Here is a 16,973-nt window from a genome sequence, read left to right on the forward strand (position 1 = left end):
GGTGGTTCGCTAAAGCTGCACACCCAACTTTTTCACCAGGTCCACAATTTTATCATGCAATTCTTGTGGCGTGGCTGCCAACAGGGTTGAATGGCCTATTTTTCGACCCGGACGGGGTTCCTTGCCGTACACATGCCAAAACAGGTCTTGTTCCGTGATTGACAAGATGTTATCCGGAAAAGCACCAATCCAGTTCAACATCGCCGCCATGCCTTTCATCTGGGTCGAGCCCAAAGGCAAATTCAAACCCGCGCGCAGGTGATTTTCAAACTGTGAGGTGGCGGCCCCTTCGATGGTCCAATGGCCTGAGTTGTGTACCCGAGGGGCCATCTCATTGACATACACCCCGGTCTCGGTCTGAAAGAATTCGATGACCAATACCCCGACATAATTCAAGGCCACGGCCAATTGTTTGGCGTATTCCGCCGTGATTTCATCCAATTCAGAATGCTTAGCCGGCACAATCGTGGTGGTGAGGATCCCTTCCTTGTGTTTGTTTTCACACAAGGGCCAATGGGTGATCTCACCCAAGCCATTTCTGGCCACCATCACCGACACTTCGCGATTGAATGGAACCCGTTGCTCCAAAATCAAATCTTGTTGCAGCAATGACTCGGGGATTTGGTTGATGTCCGCGGCTTGAGTAATGCGGTATTGCCCTTTGCCGTCGTAACCCATTCTGCGGGTTTTGAGGATCGCATCGTGCTTGAATTTTTTGGCCGCAAATTTGAGCTCAGATAAGCTGTTGATGGTGGCGAATTCAGTGGTCGGGATGCCGCAAGTGTGGCAAAATTCCTTTTCCAACAAGCGGTCCTGAGCGATTTCCAACACTTCAGGACTGGGAAACACCGGCTTTTTCTTTTGCACATAGCGCAAGGTATCCACCGGCACGTTTTCAAAATCAATGGTCACAATATCGACTTTTTGACAAAACTCTTCCAGCGCCAATTCATTGTGGTATTCAGCCGCCATCAACTCGCCCACCTGACCGGCACAGGAGTCTGCTGCGGGATCAAAAAACACAAATTCAAAACCCAGCGGATAACCCGCCAATGCCATCATGCGGGCCAATTGTCCGCCTCCGAGTATGCCAATTCTTGGGTTCATTGTGGTTGCGCAGGATTGGGGTTTTGCAACACCCGTTCGGTTTGTTGCTGGCGGTATGCGGCCAGCTGCTGAGCCACGTCTTCATTGTGCAGCGCCAGTATGGAAGCGGCTGACAAAGCCGCATTCTTGGCCCCGGCTTCGCCAATACTCATGGTCATGACCGGCACGCCTGCTGGCATTTGGACGATGGACAACAAGGAGTCGACTCCATTGAGCACCCTGGATTGAATGGGCACACCCAGCACAGGTAAGGCGGTTTTTGCGGCCACCATCCCCGGCAAATGCGCGGCACCGCCGGCGGCGGCGATGATCAATTGGATGCCACGGGATTGGGCTGTTGCAGCGTATTGAAACATTTTATCTGGCGTGCGATGAGCCGACACCACTTCCGTTTCAAAGGGAATCTGCAGTTGCTTCAGTAACTCTGCACAATGGCTCATGGTTGCCCAATCAGACTGTGAACCCATGATGACAGCCACAGATGGCTTGTTCGTTGTTGTCATGACGCAATGATCACCAAGCTAAAGGGGCTAATTTTAACGTTAAAGTGACTGAGTTACAAAGATGCAGTTTTCAAACAACACCGGCAACACCACCAACAAGCCCAATTGCGCCAGCGCATTGATGCTCAGAATGGTTTTCACATCAAAACTGGCATCGATCGATTGATCGGTTTCTGGTTCCTCAAAATACATCACTTTGATGATTTTCAGGTAATAAAACGCCCCGATGACCGAAAACAGCACCGCCACCACGGCCAACAACACGAAGCCTTGGTCAACCACAGCCTTGAGCACGTACAGTTTGGAGAAGAAGCCAATCAACGGCGGAAATCCGGCCATGGACGCGACCAACAACAACATCAAAAAGGCGTACCACGAATTGCGTTGGTTGAGGCCCTTGAAATCGACGATCTGATCCGCTTCAAAACCTTTGTTTGAGAGCAGCACAATCATGCCAAATCCGCCGACTGCCATGATGGTATAAACAATGATGTAAAACATGGAAGCCGCGATGCCTTCGGCACCACCGACCAAGCCCAACAGCATGAAGCCGATGTGCGAGATGGTTGAGTAAGCAAACAGGCGTTTCAAATTGGTCTGTTGCAGGGCAAACAAATTACCAATCACAATGGAGGCGATGGCCAACACCGCCAGCATGGATTGCCAGTGCTCCATCAACACATCCAGGCTTTGCCCCAAGATGCGCACAGCCAAGGCAAACGCAGCGATTTTGGGCGCCGATGCAATGAACAATGTGGTCGCCGTAGGTGCCCCCTCATACACATCAGGAACCCACATGTGGAAGGGTGCAGCACCCAGTTTGAAGCCGATGCCAACAATCACAAAAATCAGTCCCAAAATCAGGAACATGTCGTTGTTTTGTCCGGCTATGGCCTGGGACACTTCATTCAATTGCAAGGTGCCGACGGCCCCATAAATCAAGGACATGCCATACAGCAGCATGCCGGAAGCCAAGGCCCCCAGAATAAAGTACTTCATGGCCGCTTCATTGCTGTTGATGTCCTTGCGGTTGTACGCCACCAGCGCATATGAACTCAACGCCAGCAACTCCAGGCCGAGGTACAGGGCGATGAAATTGTGTCCTGAAATCATCACCATGATGCCCAAGGTACCAAACAACAGTAAGGCAAAGTATTCACCTTGGACATTGTCTCTTTGGCGCAGGTATTGTTTGGTGTAGAAAAACACCGCGATCATCAATAAGTACACCACCACTTTCAACAAATCCCCGAAACCATCGCGAATGAAGGTGCCATTAAACAGCAGTTCTCTGCCGAAGTTGGCCCCTGCCACGTGATCTTTGACCGTTAATATGGCCGCAAACACCATGGTGATGACCGACAGGAAGATGATGAAACCACCTTTGTTTTTCTCGGTGAACAAGCCGGTGATCAACACCACACAGCCCATGCTGAGAACCAGGATTTCCGGCAACGCCGGGATCAATTCAGACCAACCAAACATTTATATCACCTTACTGACAGATACGTATTCAATGACTTGTCGAACCGAAGCACTCATCACTTCAATCAACGGCTCAGGCCACACACCCAACAACAACACCATGATGGCCAACACCGCCAAAATGAAGAATTCTCTGGCATTCATGTCTTTGAGCGAGGCCACCGAATCATTGGTGATGTCACCAAAAATCACCCGCTTGACCATCCACAGGGAGTACGCCGCGCCGACAATCAAGGTCATGGCAGCGAGGAATGCAATCCAGAAGTTGGCTTGGAAACTGGCCAGGATCACCATGAACTCGCCGACAAACCCAGAGGTGCCAGGCAGGCCTGAGTTGGCCATGGCAAAAAACACGAAAAAAGCGCCAAACCAAGGCATGGTGTTGATCACCCCACCGTAATCCTTGATCATGCGCGAGTGCAGGCGGTCATACAGCACCCCCACACAGAGGAACATGGCCGCCGAAATGAAGCCATGGGAAATCATTTGCACCATGGCACCTTCTACCGCCATTTGGCTGTTGCCGCCATTCTTGATCAACATGAACACCAGGAACAAGCCCAGGGTGACAAAGCCCATGTGTGAGATGGATGAATAGGCAATCAATTTCTTCATGTCTTTTTGCACCATCGCCACCAAACCGATGTAGACCACGGCGATCAAAGACAAGGTGATCAGCAGCCAGGTGAATTCAGAACTGGCGTCCGGGGTGATCGGCAAGGAAAACCGCAGGAAACCGTAACCACCGATTTTCAACATGATGGCAGCCAGCACCACCGAGCCGCCGGTGGGCGCCTCAACGTGGGCATCGGGCAACCAGGTGTGCACCGGGAACATGGGAATCTTCACCGCAAAAGCAGCCAAAAAGGCAAAGAACAAATAACTTTGTTCGCTCATGCTCAGGGGATGCAACGCCAAATCGGTCAAATTCCAACTGCCGGCTTGCATGTACAGATAGATCAAACCGATCAGCATGAACACCGAACCCAAAAAGGTGTACAAGAAGAATTTGATGGTGGCATACACCCGGTTGGGGCCACCCCAGATGCCGATGATCACGAACATGGGGATCAGCATCGCTTCAAAGAAGATGTAAAACAGCAAGGCGTCTTGGGCGGTGAACACGCCAATCATCATGCCCTCCATGATCAAGAACGCCGCCATGTATTGATGGACATTGACTTTGATGACCCGCCAGGCCGACAACACAATCAACACCGTGATGAAGGTGGTCAAGATCACCAACGGCAAGGCGATGCCATCAATGCCCAGGTGATAGAAAATGTTGAAGGCATCCACCCACACCACTTTCTCTTCAAATTGCAAATTGGCGGTGGTCACATCGAACTGGGCCCACAGTGGCAAGCTCAACAACAACGTCACCACAGTGACCAGCAGCGCCACCAGTTTAACCATCCCCGCGCGGCCCGGACCCATTGGCAACAAGGCCAATCCGCCCAAGATAGGCAGCCAAATCAGAACACTTAATATTGAGCCTTCAAACATAACAATCTGCCTACTTAAACACGTAAAAACCGATGAACACGATGACACTGACCACCATGACCAAGGCATAGTGGAACACATAACCGGACTGTAACGAGCGGATGAAACGAGAAATGGCGTTGACCACTTTGGCGCTGCCATTGACGATCCAACCATCGATCAATTTCGAATCTGACCATTTCCACAAAGCTTGTCCCAATTTGACGCTGCCACCAGCAAACACTTTTTGATTGAAGGCGTCAAAGCCATATTTGTTGTCCAAGATGCGGTGAATTGGGGCCAGTTGTTTCTTGATTTGGGTGGCCAGCGCTGGCTTTTTCAGATATATGTAGGTGGCCAAGCCGAAGCCTGCCAGCATCAAATAGAACGGTAAAGTGATGAAGCCATGCAAGGCAAATGCCCCAGAGCCGGTAAAATCGTTGCTCATTTCGGCCATCACATCATTCAAGCGATTGACCTGGATGGCGTCAGACATGAAGCCACCGAACAACAAGGGCTCAATGGTCATCCAACCAATCACCACCGAAGGAATGGCCAGCAGAATCAAAGGCAAGGTCACCACCCAGGGTGATTCATGCAAATGATCGCGGGTGTGCACATCCATCCGTTCTTTGCCGTGGAAGGTCAAGTACAACAGTCGGAAGCTGTACAAAGCGGTGACAAAAACGCCCAACAGCACCGCCAGATAAGCCACCCCAGAACCCCAACGGTCTGACAGGCCAGTGGCGACGATGATGGCATCTTTGGAAAAGTAGCCGGACAGACCGGGGAAGCCGGTCAAGGCCAGGGTCCCAATCCAGGCCGTGATGAACGTGATGGGCATGTATTTTTTCAAACCACCCATTTCTTGCATGTCTTGTTTGTGGTGCATGGCAATGATCACCGAACCGGCACCCAAGAACAACAAGGCCTTGAAAAAGGCATGGGTCATCAAGTGGAAAATGGCGGCGGAATAAGCCGACACACCCAAGGCCACAGTCATGTAACCCAGCTGTGACAAGGTGGAATAGGCAATGACCCGTTTGATGTCATTTTGCACGATGCCAATCAAGCCCATGAAAAAGGCCGTGAAGGCACCGACCAGCATGACAAAACTCAAGGCCGCATCGGACATCTCAAACAAGGGTGACATGCGGGTCACCATGAAAATACCAGCGGTCACCATGGTGGCGGCGTGGATCAAGGCAGAGATGGGTGTGGGGCCTTCCATGGAATCCGGCAACCACACGTGTAATGGGGCCTGTGCTGACTTGCCCATGGCGCCGATGAACAAGGCAACACAAATGAACGTCATCAATGACCACTGTGAATCACCAAAAATGCTGATGGTCTCATTGGCCATTTGCGGTGCCATGTTGAACACTTCCACATAATCCAAGGTGCCAAAAGACATCAACACCGCTGCGATGCCGATCAAAAACCCAAAATCACCAACCCGGTTCACCAAAAAGGCTTTCATGTTGGCAAAAATGGCGGTTTCTTTTTTGTACCAAAAGCCAATCAGCAGGTACGACACCAATCCCACGGCTTCCCAACCAAAAAACAGTTGCAGGAAGTTGTTCGACATCACCAACATCAACATGGCAAAGGTGAACAAGGAGATGTAACTGAAAAAGCGTTGATAGCCCGGATCATCACTCATGTAGCCAATGGTGTAAATGTGCACCATCAGTGACACAAAGGTCACCACCGCCATCATGATCGCCGTCAAGGAGTCGACCATGAATCCCACGTGCATGGACAAATCACCGGTCACCATCCAGGTGTAGAGGTTTTCATTGAATGGGCTGGCTTCGCCGTTGATGAATTGCAACAACACCTTGATCGACAGCACACAAGACAGACCCACCGCCCCGATGGTGATCGTGTGGGATCCCACTCGACCAATTTTTCGCCCAAACAAGCCGGCCACTGCAGCGGCCACCAAGGGCGCAAAAGCGATGAGCATCAATGTCGTTTTCATTTCCATGGCCTACCCTTCTAATTCGTTGATTTCTTTGGTTTCGAGTGTTTTCTTGTTGCGGAATAACACCACCAAAATGGCCAGACCAATGGCCGCTTCGGCCGCCGCCACGGTCAAGATAAAGAACACAAACACCTGGCCTTCCACATTGTCCAGGTATTTGGAAAAGGCGATCAGGTTGGTGTTGACGGCCAACAACATCAATTCAATCGACATCAGCACCACCAACACATTGCGTCGATTGACGAAAATACCGGCCATGCTGATGACAAACAAGATGGCAGAGACGATCAGGTAATGTTGTAGACTCATGACTCTTCTCCTGAGTGACGCTTCTCCGGTTTTTCGGCTTTCATGGATACCACACGGATGCGTTCGGCCGGATTGATGTTGATTTGTTTGGCCGCATCCATTTGTTTGTTGCCCTGGCGTTTGCGCATGGTCAACATGATGGCAGCCACGATGGCCACCAACAGGATCACCGCGGCAATCTCAAACGGATAGACATAGGTGGTGAACAATGCCATGCCCACCTCTGATACGTTGCTGTAGCCTTGTTCTTGCCTGATCAATTCATTGGTTGGCAGCTGGCCGCTCAATTTGTAGGCAAACAACACCATCAACTCAACCAACATGGCAGCCGCAATCAACAAAGCCGCCTTGGTGTATGACTGTTTCAGTTGTGATGCCTTGGCTTGCTTGACATCCAGCATCATCACCACGAATAAAAACAGCACCATCACCGCACCGACATAGACCAACACCAGGGTGATGGCCAAAAACTCGGCTTCAATCAACAACCACAACACCGCGGTGTTGAAAAAGCACAAAACCAAAAACAAGGCCGAATAAATGGTGTTCTTCACCGTGACCACGGCCATGGCCGAGCCCACTGTGAAAGTGGCAAACAGATAAAAAATGAATTGTTGGAACAGCTCAGGAGAAATGATCATCGGTATTTGGCATCCATATGTTTGGTTTTGGCAATGTGCTCTTCGTACATGTCGCCCACGGCCAACAATTGCTCTTTGGTCATGACATTTTTGCCCATCGACTCGAAGTGGTATTCATGGATATCGGTTTCCACGATGGAATCAACGGGACAGGATTCTTCACAGAACCCACAATAAATGCACTTGAACAAATCGATTTCATACTTGGTAGTGCGTCGCGAGCCATCTTCCCGCACGTCCGAATCGATGGTGATGGCCGCAGCGGGACAGACCGCTTCGCACAGTTTGCAAGCGATGCAACGCTCTTCCCCATTGGGGTATCGTCGCAAGGCATGCAGGCCCCTGAAGCGTGGCGATTTGGGGGTTTTTTCCTCAGGGTATCTGACGGTGAATTTTCTTTTGAAGAAATATTTTTGAGTCAGCATCAAGCCCTTGCGAATCTCATTCAGGGTTAAGCTTTTGAGGTATTTAACAAATTTAGTCATGACTCATCTCGAAATGGGTTCAATTCCACCAGGGGCCCACATGGTAGACCTTCATCACCGCCACCACCATGATCCACACGATGGTGATGGGGATGAACACTTTCCAGCCCAAGCGCATGATTTGATCGTATCGGTACCTGGGTAGAGAAGCGCGCAACCAAAAGTAGGCGTACAAGAAAAATGAAGTTTTGGCCAAGAACCAGAAAATACTGGGCTGGGCCAGCCAACTGTCACCGGTGAACGGTGAATACCAGCCACCCAAGAACATCAAGGCGGTCAAGGCCGAAATAATAATCATGTTGGCATACTCACCCAGGAAAAACAGCGCGAAAGCCGCCCCTGAGTATTCCACATGAAAACCGGCCACAATTTCAGATTCGCCTTCAGCCACATCAAAAGGCGCCCGGTTGGTTTCGGCCACCCCGGAAATGTAGTAAATCATGAACAATGGCAACAAGGGCCAGATATACCAATGCACGATGCCGCCTTCCTGGGCCCGCACAATGTCTGACAGGTTCAAAGTCCCGGCCGCCACCAACACGCCCACCAGGGCAAAGCCCATGGCAATCTCATACGACACGATTTGGGCCGCTGAGCGCAAGGCCCCCAACAGAGCGTATTTGGAGTTGGATGCCCAACCGGCAATGATCACCCCATACACCCCCAATGAAGTCATGGCCAACACATACACCAAACCGGCGTTGATGTCAGCCAGCACCATGCCTTCGGCAAAAGGCACCACGGCCCAGGCGGCAAAGGCGGTGGCCAAGGTGATGATCGGCGCGATCAGAAACAAAAACTTGTTGGCATTCTGTGGAAAAATGATTTCTTTGGTCAACAACTTAAGCACGTCGGCAAAAGGTTGTAACAAGCCGCGCGGTCCCACACGGTTGGGACCCATCCTGACATGCATGAAAGCAATGACTTTGCGTTCAAAGTAAGTCAAGTAAGCCACCGTCAAAATCACCCCCAGCACAATCATCAGGATGTAGATCAGGTTGTCGAGAATCAAGAATTCCAGCAGTTCTCTCATGATTGCACTCCAATGATGGCGACATTCAATTCGGTGGCATTCAACATGGCCGTCGAGTGACGACCCAAATTCACCACAGCAGAACCCTCAGGCACCTCATCGGTCACTGCCAAGGTCAACTCGGCATAACGACCATTTTGTTCCACGGAGACCAAATCGCCGGCGGCAAAGCCGATCGACAACAAATCTTTGGGGTTCACATAGACCGCATCGGACGTGGCCAAGGGGCTGTCTTGTAACGGTTGTGAGCGGCGACACAATGGATCACCGTCGTAAATGCCTTGACGGGCAAACAGGGCCAAGCCTTTGACCACCAGTTCATGCACTTCACAGTCTTGCTTGATCACGGGTTGGTGACCTTGAAACTTTTCAGTGATGGCCATCACCTCATTGATGTCTTGGTAATCAAAATGGTCCAGCTCCAACAGATTGCCCAAGACCCTGAGCACCCGCCAACCGGGTTTGGTGTCGCCGGGCGACTTGTGCGCCACTGTTGAGGTTTGTCGGTGGCCGTAGTTATTGACCATCGAGCCGGTGCACTCAGGCAACAAGGCAATGGGCAAGATCAAATCGGCTCTGGACTTCATATTTACATCACAAAATGCATTAAAAACAACCGTGAAGTCACTGTTAGTTAAGGTGTTTTTGATGGCTGCTTGGTCGGCAAAGTCTGACAATTCCGCTTGGTATACCAGATTCAGTCGGTGCTCGTTTTGCTTGATGTCGCCGGTGGCATGCAGGCCAGCCAAATGCGCGCCTGAGGCATTGGCTCCGGCACTCAACTCATTGACCTGGCCACCGGTGGCTTGCGCCAACCAAGCAGTGATGGCTTTGATCATATTGGCTTGGGGGTGTGCCTGACTGATTTGTCCGACCACGAACAAGCCTTGCACCCCGTCTTTCAGCAGTTGCTTGGCCAAATGATTGATGTCTTCGTCGGTTTTTTGTGCTTTCACCCATTCACCCAAAGCCCCTTCCGGATAACGTTGTTTGATGTCAGCCACGCATTTGGCCAGTGAAGCCAACTGTTTGACCCAATTAACCTGGGTGCCGGTGAAATCATGCAACAAATCATAATTCTGATCAAAGGCTTGGGGACCGAACGATGACACTTCGGCGCCAGCCAACCAGGCTTGCCTGATTTTGTGATTCAAAATGGGTTGTTCATGGCGAATGTAACCACCCACCAACACGATCTTTTGGGCTTGATTGACCCGTTCCAGAGGCACATCCACGCGGGGCAATCGATCGGCGTCAGAAAAATCGGTGATGTTGATGCGGTGCTCATGTTGCTTGCTGCCCAATTGATCAAACAGCTGTTTCAGCAAAAGGTATTCTTCGGTGGTGGCATAATTGGAGGTGTACAAGGCAATGTCATCGCCATCATACTTCTTGATTTGGTTGACCAATTTGCCCAACGCTTCTTCCCAGCTGATCTCATGCCATTGGCCATTTTCTTTGACCATGGGTTGTGTGATCCGGTCTGCTTCATGGTTCAAACCATGGATGGCATAGCGATCCCGATCTGACAACCAAGCTTCATTCAAGGCATCATTGTCCTGGGGTACAGTGCGCAGGATGCGACCGTTGCGGGTGTGGTAATACAAGTTAGAGCCCACACCGTCGTGCATGGAAATCGCGGCTGTGGCCATCAATTCCCAAGCCCGGGCCTTGTACCTGAAGGGTTTGTTAGTCAAAGCCCCCACCGGACACAAGTCAATGACATTGCCCGACATTTCAGAAGCCACGGCTTTGCCCACCGCGGTGCTGATGTTGGTGCGGTCGCCTCGACCAATCCCACCCAGTTCATCGGTACCGGCGATCTCATTCAAAAAACGGACACAGCGGGTACACAAAATGCAGCGGGTCATGTCGGTGGCAATCAAAGAGCCCAAATTTTCGTCTTCGACCACCCGTTTGGAATCCACATATCGCGACACATCTCGGCCATAGCCCATGGACACGTCTTGCAGCTCACACTCACCACCCTGGTCACAAATGGGGCAATCCAAGGGGTGGTTGATGAGCAGAAATTCCATCACATTGCGTTGCGCATCAATGGCCCGTTTGGACTGGGTATAGACCTTCATACCATCCATCACCGGGGTGGCACAAGCCGGCAACGGTTTGGGCGCTTTCTCGACATCCACCATGCACATCCGGCAATTGGCCGCAATGGATAATTTTTTGTGGTAACAGAACCGTGGAATTTTGATCCCTTCCCGGTCAGCAGCGGCAATGATCATGCTGCCCTTTTCCACTTTGATTTCACGACCATCGATCTCAATGACAACGGTGTTGTCGCTCACATGATTGCTGGTGTCGGTCATGAGGTGAACCTCTCGTTCATTGATTTTTTGTGTTTGACGTAATACTCAAACTCATCCCAATAGTATTTCAGGATGCCCTGTACTGGCCACGCGGCGGCCTCACCGAAGGCACAAATGGTGTGCCCTTCAATTTGACCCGCGGCTTGGCGCAGCATGTCGATGTCTTCGTCTTTGCCTTGGCCATTCAAGATGCGCGTCAACACCCGATACATCCACCCCGTGCCCTCACGGCATGGCGTGCACTGACCGCAAGACTCCATGTAATAGAATCGCGACAAGCGCTGACACACCTCAACCATGCAGGTGCCTTCGGCCATCACGATCACCGCACCCGAGCCAAGACCTGAGCCGGCTTGGCCGATGGCATCAAAATCCATGGTCAAGCCCATCATCACTTCGGCGGGTAAGACCTTCATGGAAGAGCCTCCGGGGATGACGGCTTTGAGTTTTTTTCCATCCAATACGCCGCCGGCCATTTCCAACAAGTCACTGAATGGCGTGCCCAAAGGCACTTCATAGTTGCCGGGTTTGTTCACATGCCCGGAAACCGAAAATATTTTCACCCCACCGTTGTTGGGCTTGCCCAACTCCAAAAACCAGTCGGCCCCGTTGCGCATGATGGCCGGGACGGAAGCGAATGATTCGGTGTTGTTGATGGTGGTGGGTTTGCCGTAAATGCCGAAATTGGCAGGGAACGGCGGTTTGAACCGGGGTTGGCCCTTTTTGCCTTCCAACGATTCCATCAACGCCGTTTCTTCACCGCAAATGTAGGCACCGGCCCCATGCACCGCATACAGGTCAAAATCGATCCCGGAATCTTTGATGTTGCGGCCCAACAAGCCGGCCTCATAAGCTTCTTTCAATGCCGCTTCAAAGTGCTCAAACGGTTCGTGGTGGAATTCACCGCGCAAGTAGTTGTAACCAACCGTGGCGCCCATCGCATAGCCACCAATCGCCATGCCCTCAATCACCGCATGCGGGTTGTAACGCAATATGTCGCGATCGTGGCAGGTGCCGGGTTCCGATTCATCGGAGTTACACAGCACGTATTTTTGTCCTGGGGCGTCTTTCGGCATGAAACTCCATTTCAAACCCGTGGGAAAACCCGCGCCACCACGACCCCGCAAAGCGGACGCTTTGACGGTGTCAATGATCTCATTCTGATCGGTTTTTTCAGCCAGGATTTTTTTCCAGGCATCGTAGCCACCTTTGGCCAGGTAATTGGCCAATGAATGGTCTTTGTCGGGATTCAAACAAACGTTGTATACCGCCATCAGGACAATCCTCCCAACAGTTTATCGATTTTTTCTTCGGTCAGGTTTTCATGGTAGTGGCCATCGATGATCATCATCGGGGCACCGACACAGGCCGCCACACACTCCTCTTCTTTGACCAAAGTGATGCGGCCATCCGCGGTGGTTTGACCCAATTGTATGCCGAGCTTCTGTTCGGCATATTTCACCACTTGATCGGCGCCTCTGAGCATGCATGAAATGTTGGTGCAAATGGCCACTTTGTGTCTGCCGACCGGCTCAGTGAAAAACATGGAGTAAAAATTCGCCGCTTCATAAGCCCAAACCGATGGAATTTCCAGGTATTGGGCCACCGCTTGCATGATCGGCTCACTGAGCCAACCCCCGTTTTGATCTTGAGCGGCATGCAAAGCGCCAATCAAGGCCGAACGGCGTTGGTCATGTGGGTATTTGGCCAACCATTGATCGATGTGACTGCGGGTCTCATCGCTCAACAGCTCCATCGCCAAAGATTTGTCGTCATGTTGTGGATTGACTTGATACATCATCGATCGATCTCCCCAAATACAATGTCCATGGTGCCAATCACCGCCACCACATCAGCCAGCATGTGCCCCTTGACCATGTCATTCATGGCCGATAAGTGAGCAAAACCAGGGGCCCTGAGCTTCAGTCGAAAAGGCTTGTTGGAATCATCAGATATCAAAAACACCCCAAATTCACCTTTGGGGGCTTCCACTGCGGCATACACTTCACCGGCCGGCACCGTATAACCTTCGGTGAACAGTTTGAAATGGTGAATCATCGACTCCATGTCTTCTTTCATCATTTCTCGGCTGGGTGGCGCCACTTTGTACTCATCGACCATCACCGGACCTGGGTTGTTTTTCAACCACTCCACACATTGCCTGACGATGCGGGCCGATTGGTTCATTTCTTCCATGCGCACCAGGTAACGGTCATAGCAGTCACCATTGACCCCGACTGGGATGTCAAAGTCCACTTTGTCATAAGCGGCGTAAGTTTGTTTTTTGCGCAAATCCCAAGCCACGCCGCTGCCGCGCAGCATGGGCCCAGAAAAGCCCCAAGCCTTGGCTTGTTCGGGTGACACCACACCAATGCCCACGGTGCGTTGTTTCCAAATGCGGTTGTCTTGCAACAGGGTGCGGTATTCATCCACTTTCTTAGGAAAGTCATTGGCAAAGGCTTCGATGAAATCCAATAAGGACCCCTCTCGCCATTCGTTAACGTAAGCCAGGTCTTTGCCTTTGGTCCATTTGCTCTCGGCATACTGTGGCATCTGATCAGGCAAATCTCGATAAACCCCACCGGGTCGGTAATAAGTGGCGTGCATGCGGGCTCCGGAGACCGCCTCATACATGTCCATACAGTGCTCCCGCTCACGAAACGCATACAAGAACAGGGCCATGGCACCCAAATCCAAGCCATGGGTTCCGATCCACATCAAATGGTTTCTGATGCGCGTGATTTCATCGAACATGGTGCGGATGTATTGTGCCCGGATCGGCACTTCGATGTTCAACAGTTGTTCAATGGCCCGCACATAAGCATGCTCATTACACATCATGGACACGTAGTCCAAACGATCCATGTAGCCTATGGACTGGTTGTAGGGTTTGGATTCAGCCAGCTTTTCGGTGGCTCGATGTAACAACCCCACATGGGGGTCGGCGTGTTCCACCACCTCACCATCCAATTCCAAAATCAAGCGCAACACCCCATGAGCGGCTGGATGTTGTGGCCCAAAGTTCATGGTGTAATTTTTGATCTCAGCCATTAGGAAGCCTCCTGATCATTCATGTTTTCAGCATAGCGGGAATCCCGGCGAATGGTTTTGGGCACCAACACCCTGGGTTCGATCGACACCGGTTGGTACACCACCCGCCCTTGGTCTTCGTCATAGATGACCTCGACGTTGCCGATCAAAGGAAAATCTTTGCGGAATGGGTGGCCAATGAATCCATAATCAGTCAAGATTCGGCGCAAATCCGGGTGGCCTTTGAAAATGATGCCATACAAATCAAACGCCTCACGTTCGAACCAGTTGACCCCCGGCCAAACTTCAATCAAGGATGGCACCATCAGCATGCCCTCATCGGGGGCAAAGCATTTGATGGTCAGGCGGCGGTTGTGTTTGACTGACAACAGTTGGGCCACCACCGCAAAACGATTTTCCATCGCTTCACTGCGGCGCTCACTCCAGGAGAAGCGGCCAGGTCCTTTGCCTTGTACACCACGACTGAAACCGGTCGAAGTGACGTCATCGGTCTGCCATTCGCTTTCGCCATAAGTCAGATAATCCACCCCACACAGGTCCATGCATTGTTCAAAGGCAAACGCCTCTTCATCCCGCAACAGCTTGGCCACTTCGGTCCAAGATTCAACCGGGATGGTGCATGTCACACCGTGTTCAGATTCATTGATTTGTACCAGGCCGTCGCTGAAATGCTCGGCCAATTCCTTGCTTAACTGAAATTTGTGGGTGCTCATGAGGTTCTGGAAATGGTGTTGGTGCGTTTGATTTTCTTTTGCAGCTGCATAATGCCATAAATCAATGCCTCGGCCGTGGGTGGACAGCCTGGCACATAGATATCAACCGGTACCACGCGATCACAGCCCCGCACCACTGAATAGGAATAATGATAATAACCACCCCCATTGGCACAAGAACCCATCGAAATGACGTATTTGGGTTCCGGCATTTGATCATAGACTTTGCGCAAAGCGGGTGCCATTTTGTTGACCAAAGTACCGGCCACAATCATCACATCCGATTGTCTGGGCGAAGGCCTGAAGATGACCCCAAAACGGTCCAAATCATAGCGTGATGCACCGGCTTGCATCATTTCGACGGCACAGCAGGCCAAGCCAAAGGTCATGGGCCACAAGGAACCGGTGCGTGCGCCATTGACCAAGGCATCTACGGTGGTGGTGATGAACCCTTTGTTGTCAACACCTGGGTCAACGACGGGTTGCAGGATGTTGTCGACTACTCCCATTCCAACGCTCCTTTCTTCCATTCATAGATGAAGCCAATGACCAACAAAAACAGAAAGATGAACATGGAAACCAAACCAAATGGCCCCAACTCTTCCAACACCACTGACCAAGGGAACAAGAACGCGATCTCCAAATCAAATATGATGAACAGAATCGCCACCAGATAGAATCGCACATCAAATTTCATGTGCGCATCATCAAAGGCCTCAAAGCCACATTCGTAGGCAGAAGTTTTTTCATCGTTGGTTTTGCGGGTTCCAAACAACAAACCCAAAGACAACAGAGCAACGCCCAAGCCGGTGGCCACCGCCAAGAACATCAAGATCGGAAAATAAGAAGCTATCATTCAGCTGTCCCCTGTTTTTTTAAAGTTTTGGTGCCGAAGGCCGGACTTGAACCGGCACGACCGTGGGTCACTACCCCCTCAAGATAGCGTGTCTACCAATTCCACCACTTCGGCACAATTTCAACCTGCTGGTTGATGTTTATTATTATAGTGCATCGCGGATCGACCGTCAGGACAAATTGCCATCTGATTACCGATCTTTGATGTGTTTGGCGGGTCTTGGCAAGCAATTGCCAGCCCGGCCATTTATTGTCATTATGGTTTGGCTCGAGTTGTTCCCTGGCCACTGGCAGCCATCCGATGTTTTAAGCTGCGACTCATGTGCTCGATGCCGTTTGGCTTAGGTCTGTTATGGTAGCTGTGACCTGGCCATTTATTAAAATTTTATTTTTGAATTTCGAAGCCAATTTGGCCTCCCTGACGGCCACTGGCTCGAAATTCACTGTGGTTCAATCAGCGGTTGGCTTCAGTTGCCTTCACCACCATCTTCTTCTGTTTCTTCCGCAGCGGCTTCGCTGGTGGCCGCTTCGGCTTCATTCATGGGTTCATCCACCCGACTCATGGCTGGCTCGGTGTCACCCGTTGTGGCTGCATCGGTGTCAACTGGATCGTTGTTGTCGTTCATGATCACATCTGCGGCCGGGCCATCAACAGGATCGGTTGATTCCATGGATGGTTCGGCATCAATGTCATCCAAAGTGCCAATCACCCCGAGGTCTTGCTCAGCTTCTTCACCGGTGGAAGCAAACTGACTGCTGGCATTCATGGCAATGGTCATGGTAATGATGAAAAAGGCAGTGGCCAGGATGGCGGTGGTTTTGGTCAAAAATGACGCCGAACCTTTGGCCCCAAATACCGTGCCAGATGCGCCGCTGCCAAAAGCAGAACCGGCCGTGGCCCCTGGGCCTCGTTGGATCAAGATAAAAATAATCAAAGCAACTGCAACAATCACTTGCAAGATGTTCAGAAAATTAATTTCGCTCATTTA

Annotated in this window: 17 protein-coding genes and 1 tRNA gene; all 18 read right to left on the reverse strand. The window is 51.2% G+C overall.

The window, feature by feature from the left end:
* Nucleotides 1-9 precede the first annotated feature (9 nt).
* Nucleotides 10-1,107: a 5-(carboxyamino)imidazole ribonucleotide synthase gene (locus K7G70_RS10580; RefSeq protein WP_223788609.1), complete on the reverse strand. Its 1,098-nt coding sequence runs from the start codon at nucleotides 1,105-1,107 to the stop codon at nucleotides 10-12.
* Complete coding sequence (gene purE, locus K7G70_RS10585) at nucleotides 1,104-1,610, reverse strand: 5-(carboxyamino)imidazole ribonucleotide mutase (RefSeq protein ID WP_223788610.1); 507 nt, start codon at nucleotides 1,608-1,610, stop codon at nucleotides 1,104-1,106. Before purE ends, K7G70_RS10580 begins: the two co-directional genes overlap by 4 nt.
* A 39-nt stretch (nucleotides 1,611-1,649) precedes the next feature.
* On the reverse strand, nucleotides 1,650-3,095 hold the full coding sequence (gene nuoN / locus K7G70_RS10590) for an NADH-quinone oxidoreductase subunit NuoN (RefSeq protein WP_223788611.1): 1,446 nt from the start codon (nucleotides 3,093-3,095) through the stop codon (nucleotides 1,650-1,652).
* Complete coding sequence (locus K7G70_RS10595; protein WP_223788612.1) at nucleotides 3,096-4,601, reverse strand: NADH-quinone oxidoreductase subunit M; 1,506 nt, start codon at nucleotides 4,599-4,601, stop codon at nucleotides 3,096-3,098. It lies immediately after the preceding gene.
* A 10-nt stretch (nucleotides 4,602-4,611) separates the two neighbouring features.
* Nucleotides 4,612-6,570, reverse strand: a complete 1,959-nt coding sequence (gene nuoL / locus K7G70_RS10600) for an NADH-quinone oxidoreductase subunit L (RefSeq protein ID WP_488801379.1) — start codon at nucleotides 6,568-6,570, stop codon at nucleotides 4,612-4,614.
* A 3-nt stretch (nucleotides 6,571-6,573) separates the two neighbouring features.
* The gene (nuoK, locus tag K7G70_RS10605) at nucleotides 6,574-6,876 is read right to left on the reverse strand and encodes an NADH-quinone oxidoreductase subunit NuoK (RefSeq protein WP_223788614.1); all 303 of its coding nucleotides are present in this window, start codon (nucleotides 6,874-6,876) and stop codon (nucleotides 6,574-6,576) included.
* Nucleotides 6,873-7,517 (reverse strand): NADH-quinone oxidoreductase subunit J, encoded by a 645-nt coding sequence (locus tag K7G70_RS10610; RefSeq protein ID WP_223788615.1) that lies wholly within the window; start codon nucleotides 7,515-7,517, stop codon nucleotides 6,873-6,875. The genes nuoK and K7G70_RS10610 overlap by 4 nt, the downstream gene beginning before the upstream one ends.
* The gene (gene nuoI / locus K7G70_RS10615) at nucleotides 7,514-8,002 is read right to left on the reverse strand and encodes an NADH-quinone oxidoreductase subunit NuoI (protein ID WP_223788616.1); all 489 of its coding nucleotides are present in this window, start codon (nucleotides 8,000-8,002) and stop codon (nucleotides 7,514-7,516) included. The genes K7G70_RS10610 and nuoI overlap by 4 nt, the downstream gene beginning before the upstream one ends.
* 19 nt (nucleotides 8,003-8,021) lie before the next feature.
* Complete coding sequence (gene nuoH, locus K7G70_RS10620; protein WP_223788617.1) at nucleotides 8,022-9,035, reverse strand: NADH-quinone oxidoreductase subunit NuoH; 1,014 nt, start codon at nucleotides 9,033-9,035, stop codon at nucleotides 8,022-8,024.
* Entirely contained in the window at nucleotides 9,032-11,365 is a 2,334-nt protein-coding gene (nuoG, locus tag K7G70_RS10625) for an NADH-quinone oxidoreductase subunit NuoG (protein ID WP_223788618.1), read from the reverse strand. Before nuoG ends, nuoH begins: the two co-directional genes overlap by 4 nt.
* The gene (nuoF, locus tag K7G70_RS10630; RefSeq protein WP_223788619.1) at nucleotides 11,362-12,639 is read right to left on the reverse strand and encodes an NADH-quinone oxidoreductase subunit NuoF; all 1,278 of its coding nucleotides are present in this window, start codon (nucleotides 12,637-12,639) and stop codon (nucleotides 11,362-11,364) included. The genes nuoG and nuoF overlap by 4 nt, the downstream gene beginning before the upstream one ends.
* The gene (gene nuoE / locus K7G70_RS10635; protein WP_223788620.1) at nucleotides 12,639-13,166 is read right to left on the reverse strand and encodes an NADH-quinone oxidoreductase subunit NuoE; all 528 of its coding nucleotides are present in this window, start codon (nucleotides 13,164-13,166) and stop codon (nucleotides 12,639-12,641) included. The genes nuoF and nuoE overlap by 1 nt, the downstream gene beginning before the upstream one ends.
* Nucleotides 13,163-14,416, reverse strand: coding sequence for an NADH-quinone oxidoreductase subunit D (locus tag K7G70_RS10640; protein ID WP_223788621.1), 1,254 nt, complete (start codon nucleotides 14,414-14,416; stop codon nucleotides 13,163-13,165). The genes nuoE and K7G70_RS10640 overlap by 4 nt, the downstream gene beginning before the upstream one ends.
* On the reverse strand, nucleotides 14,416-15,129 hold the full coding sequence (locus K7G70_RS10645) for an NADH-quinone oxidoreductase subunit C (protein ID WP_223788622.1): 714 nt from the start codon (nucleotides 15,127-15,129) through the stop codon (nucleotides 14,416-14,418). Before K7G70_RS10645 ends, K7G70_RS10640 begins: the two co-directional genes overlap by 1 nt.
* On the reverse strand, nucleotides 15,126-15,659 hold the full coding sequence (locus tag K7G70_RS10650) for a NuoB/complex I 20 kDa subunit family protein (protein ID WP_488801380.1): 534 nt from the start codon (nucleotides 15,657-15,659) through the stop codon (nucleotides 15,126-15,128). Before K7G70_RS10650 ends, K7G70_RS10645 begins: the two co-directional genes overlap by 4 nt.
* Nucleotides 15,629-15,985, reverse strand: coding sequence for an NADH-quinone oxidoreductase subunit A (locus K7G70_RS10655; protein WP_223788624.1), 357 nt, complete (start codon nucleotides 15,983-15,985; stop codon nucleotides 15,629-15,631). The genes K7G70_RS10650 and K7G70_RS10655 overlap by 31 nt, the downstream gene beginning before the upstream one ends.
* 28 nt (nucleotides 15,986-16,013) lie before the next feature.
* A tRNA-Leu gene (locus K7G70_RS10660) sits at nucleotides 16,014-16,099 on the reverse strand.
* Nucleotides 16,100-16,451: 352 nt separating this feature from the next.
* Nucleotides 16,452-16,970, reverse strand: a complete 519-nt coding sequence (secG, locus tag K7G70_RS10665) for a preprotein translocase subunit SecG (protein WP_223788625.1) — start codon at nucleotides 16,968-16,970, stop codon at nucleotides 16,452-16,454.
* Between the last annotated feature and the right edge of the window lie 3 nt (nucleotides 16,971-16,973).

This window comes from Marinicella meishanensis (assembly GCF_019931145.1).
In the GTDB taxonomy this organism is placed as follows: domain Bacteria; phylum Pseudomonadota; class Gammaproteobacteria; order Xanthomonadales; family Marinicellaceae; genus Marinicella; species Marinicella meishanensis.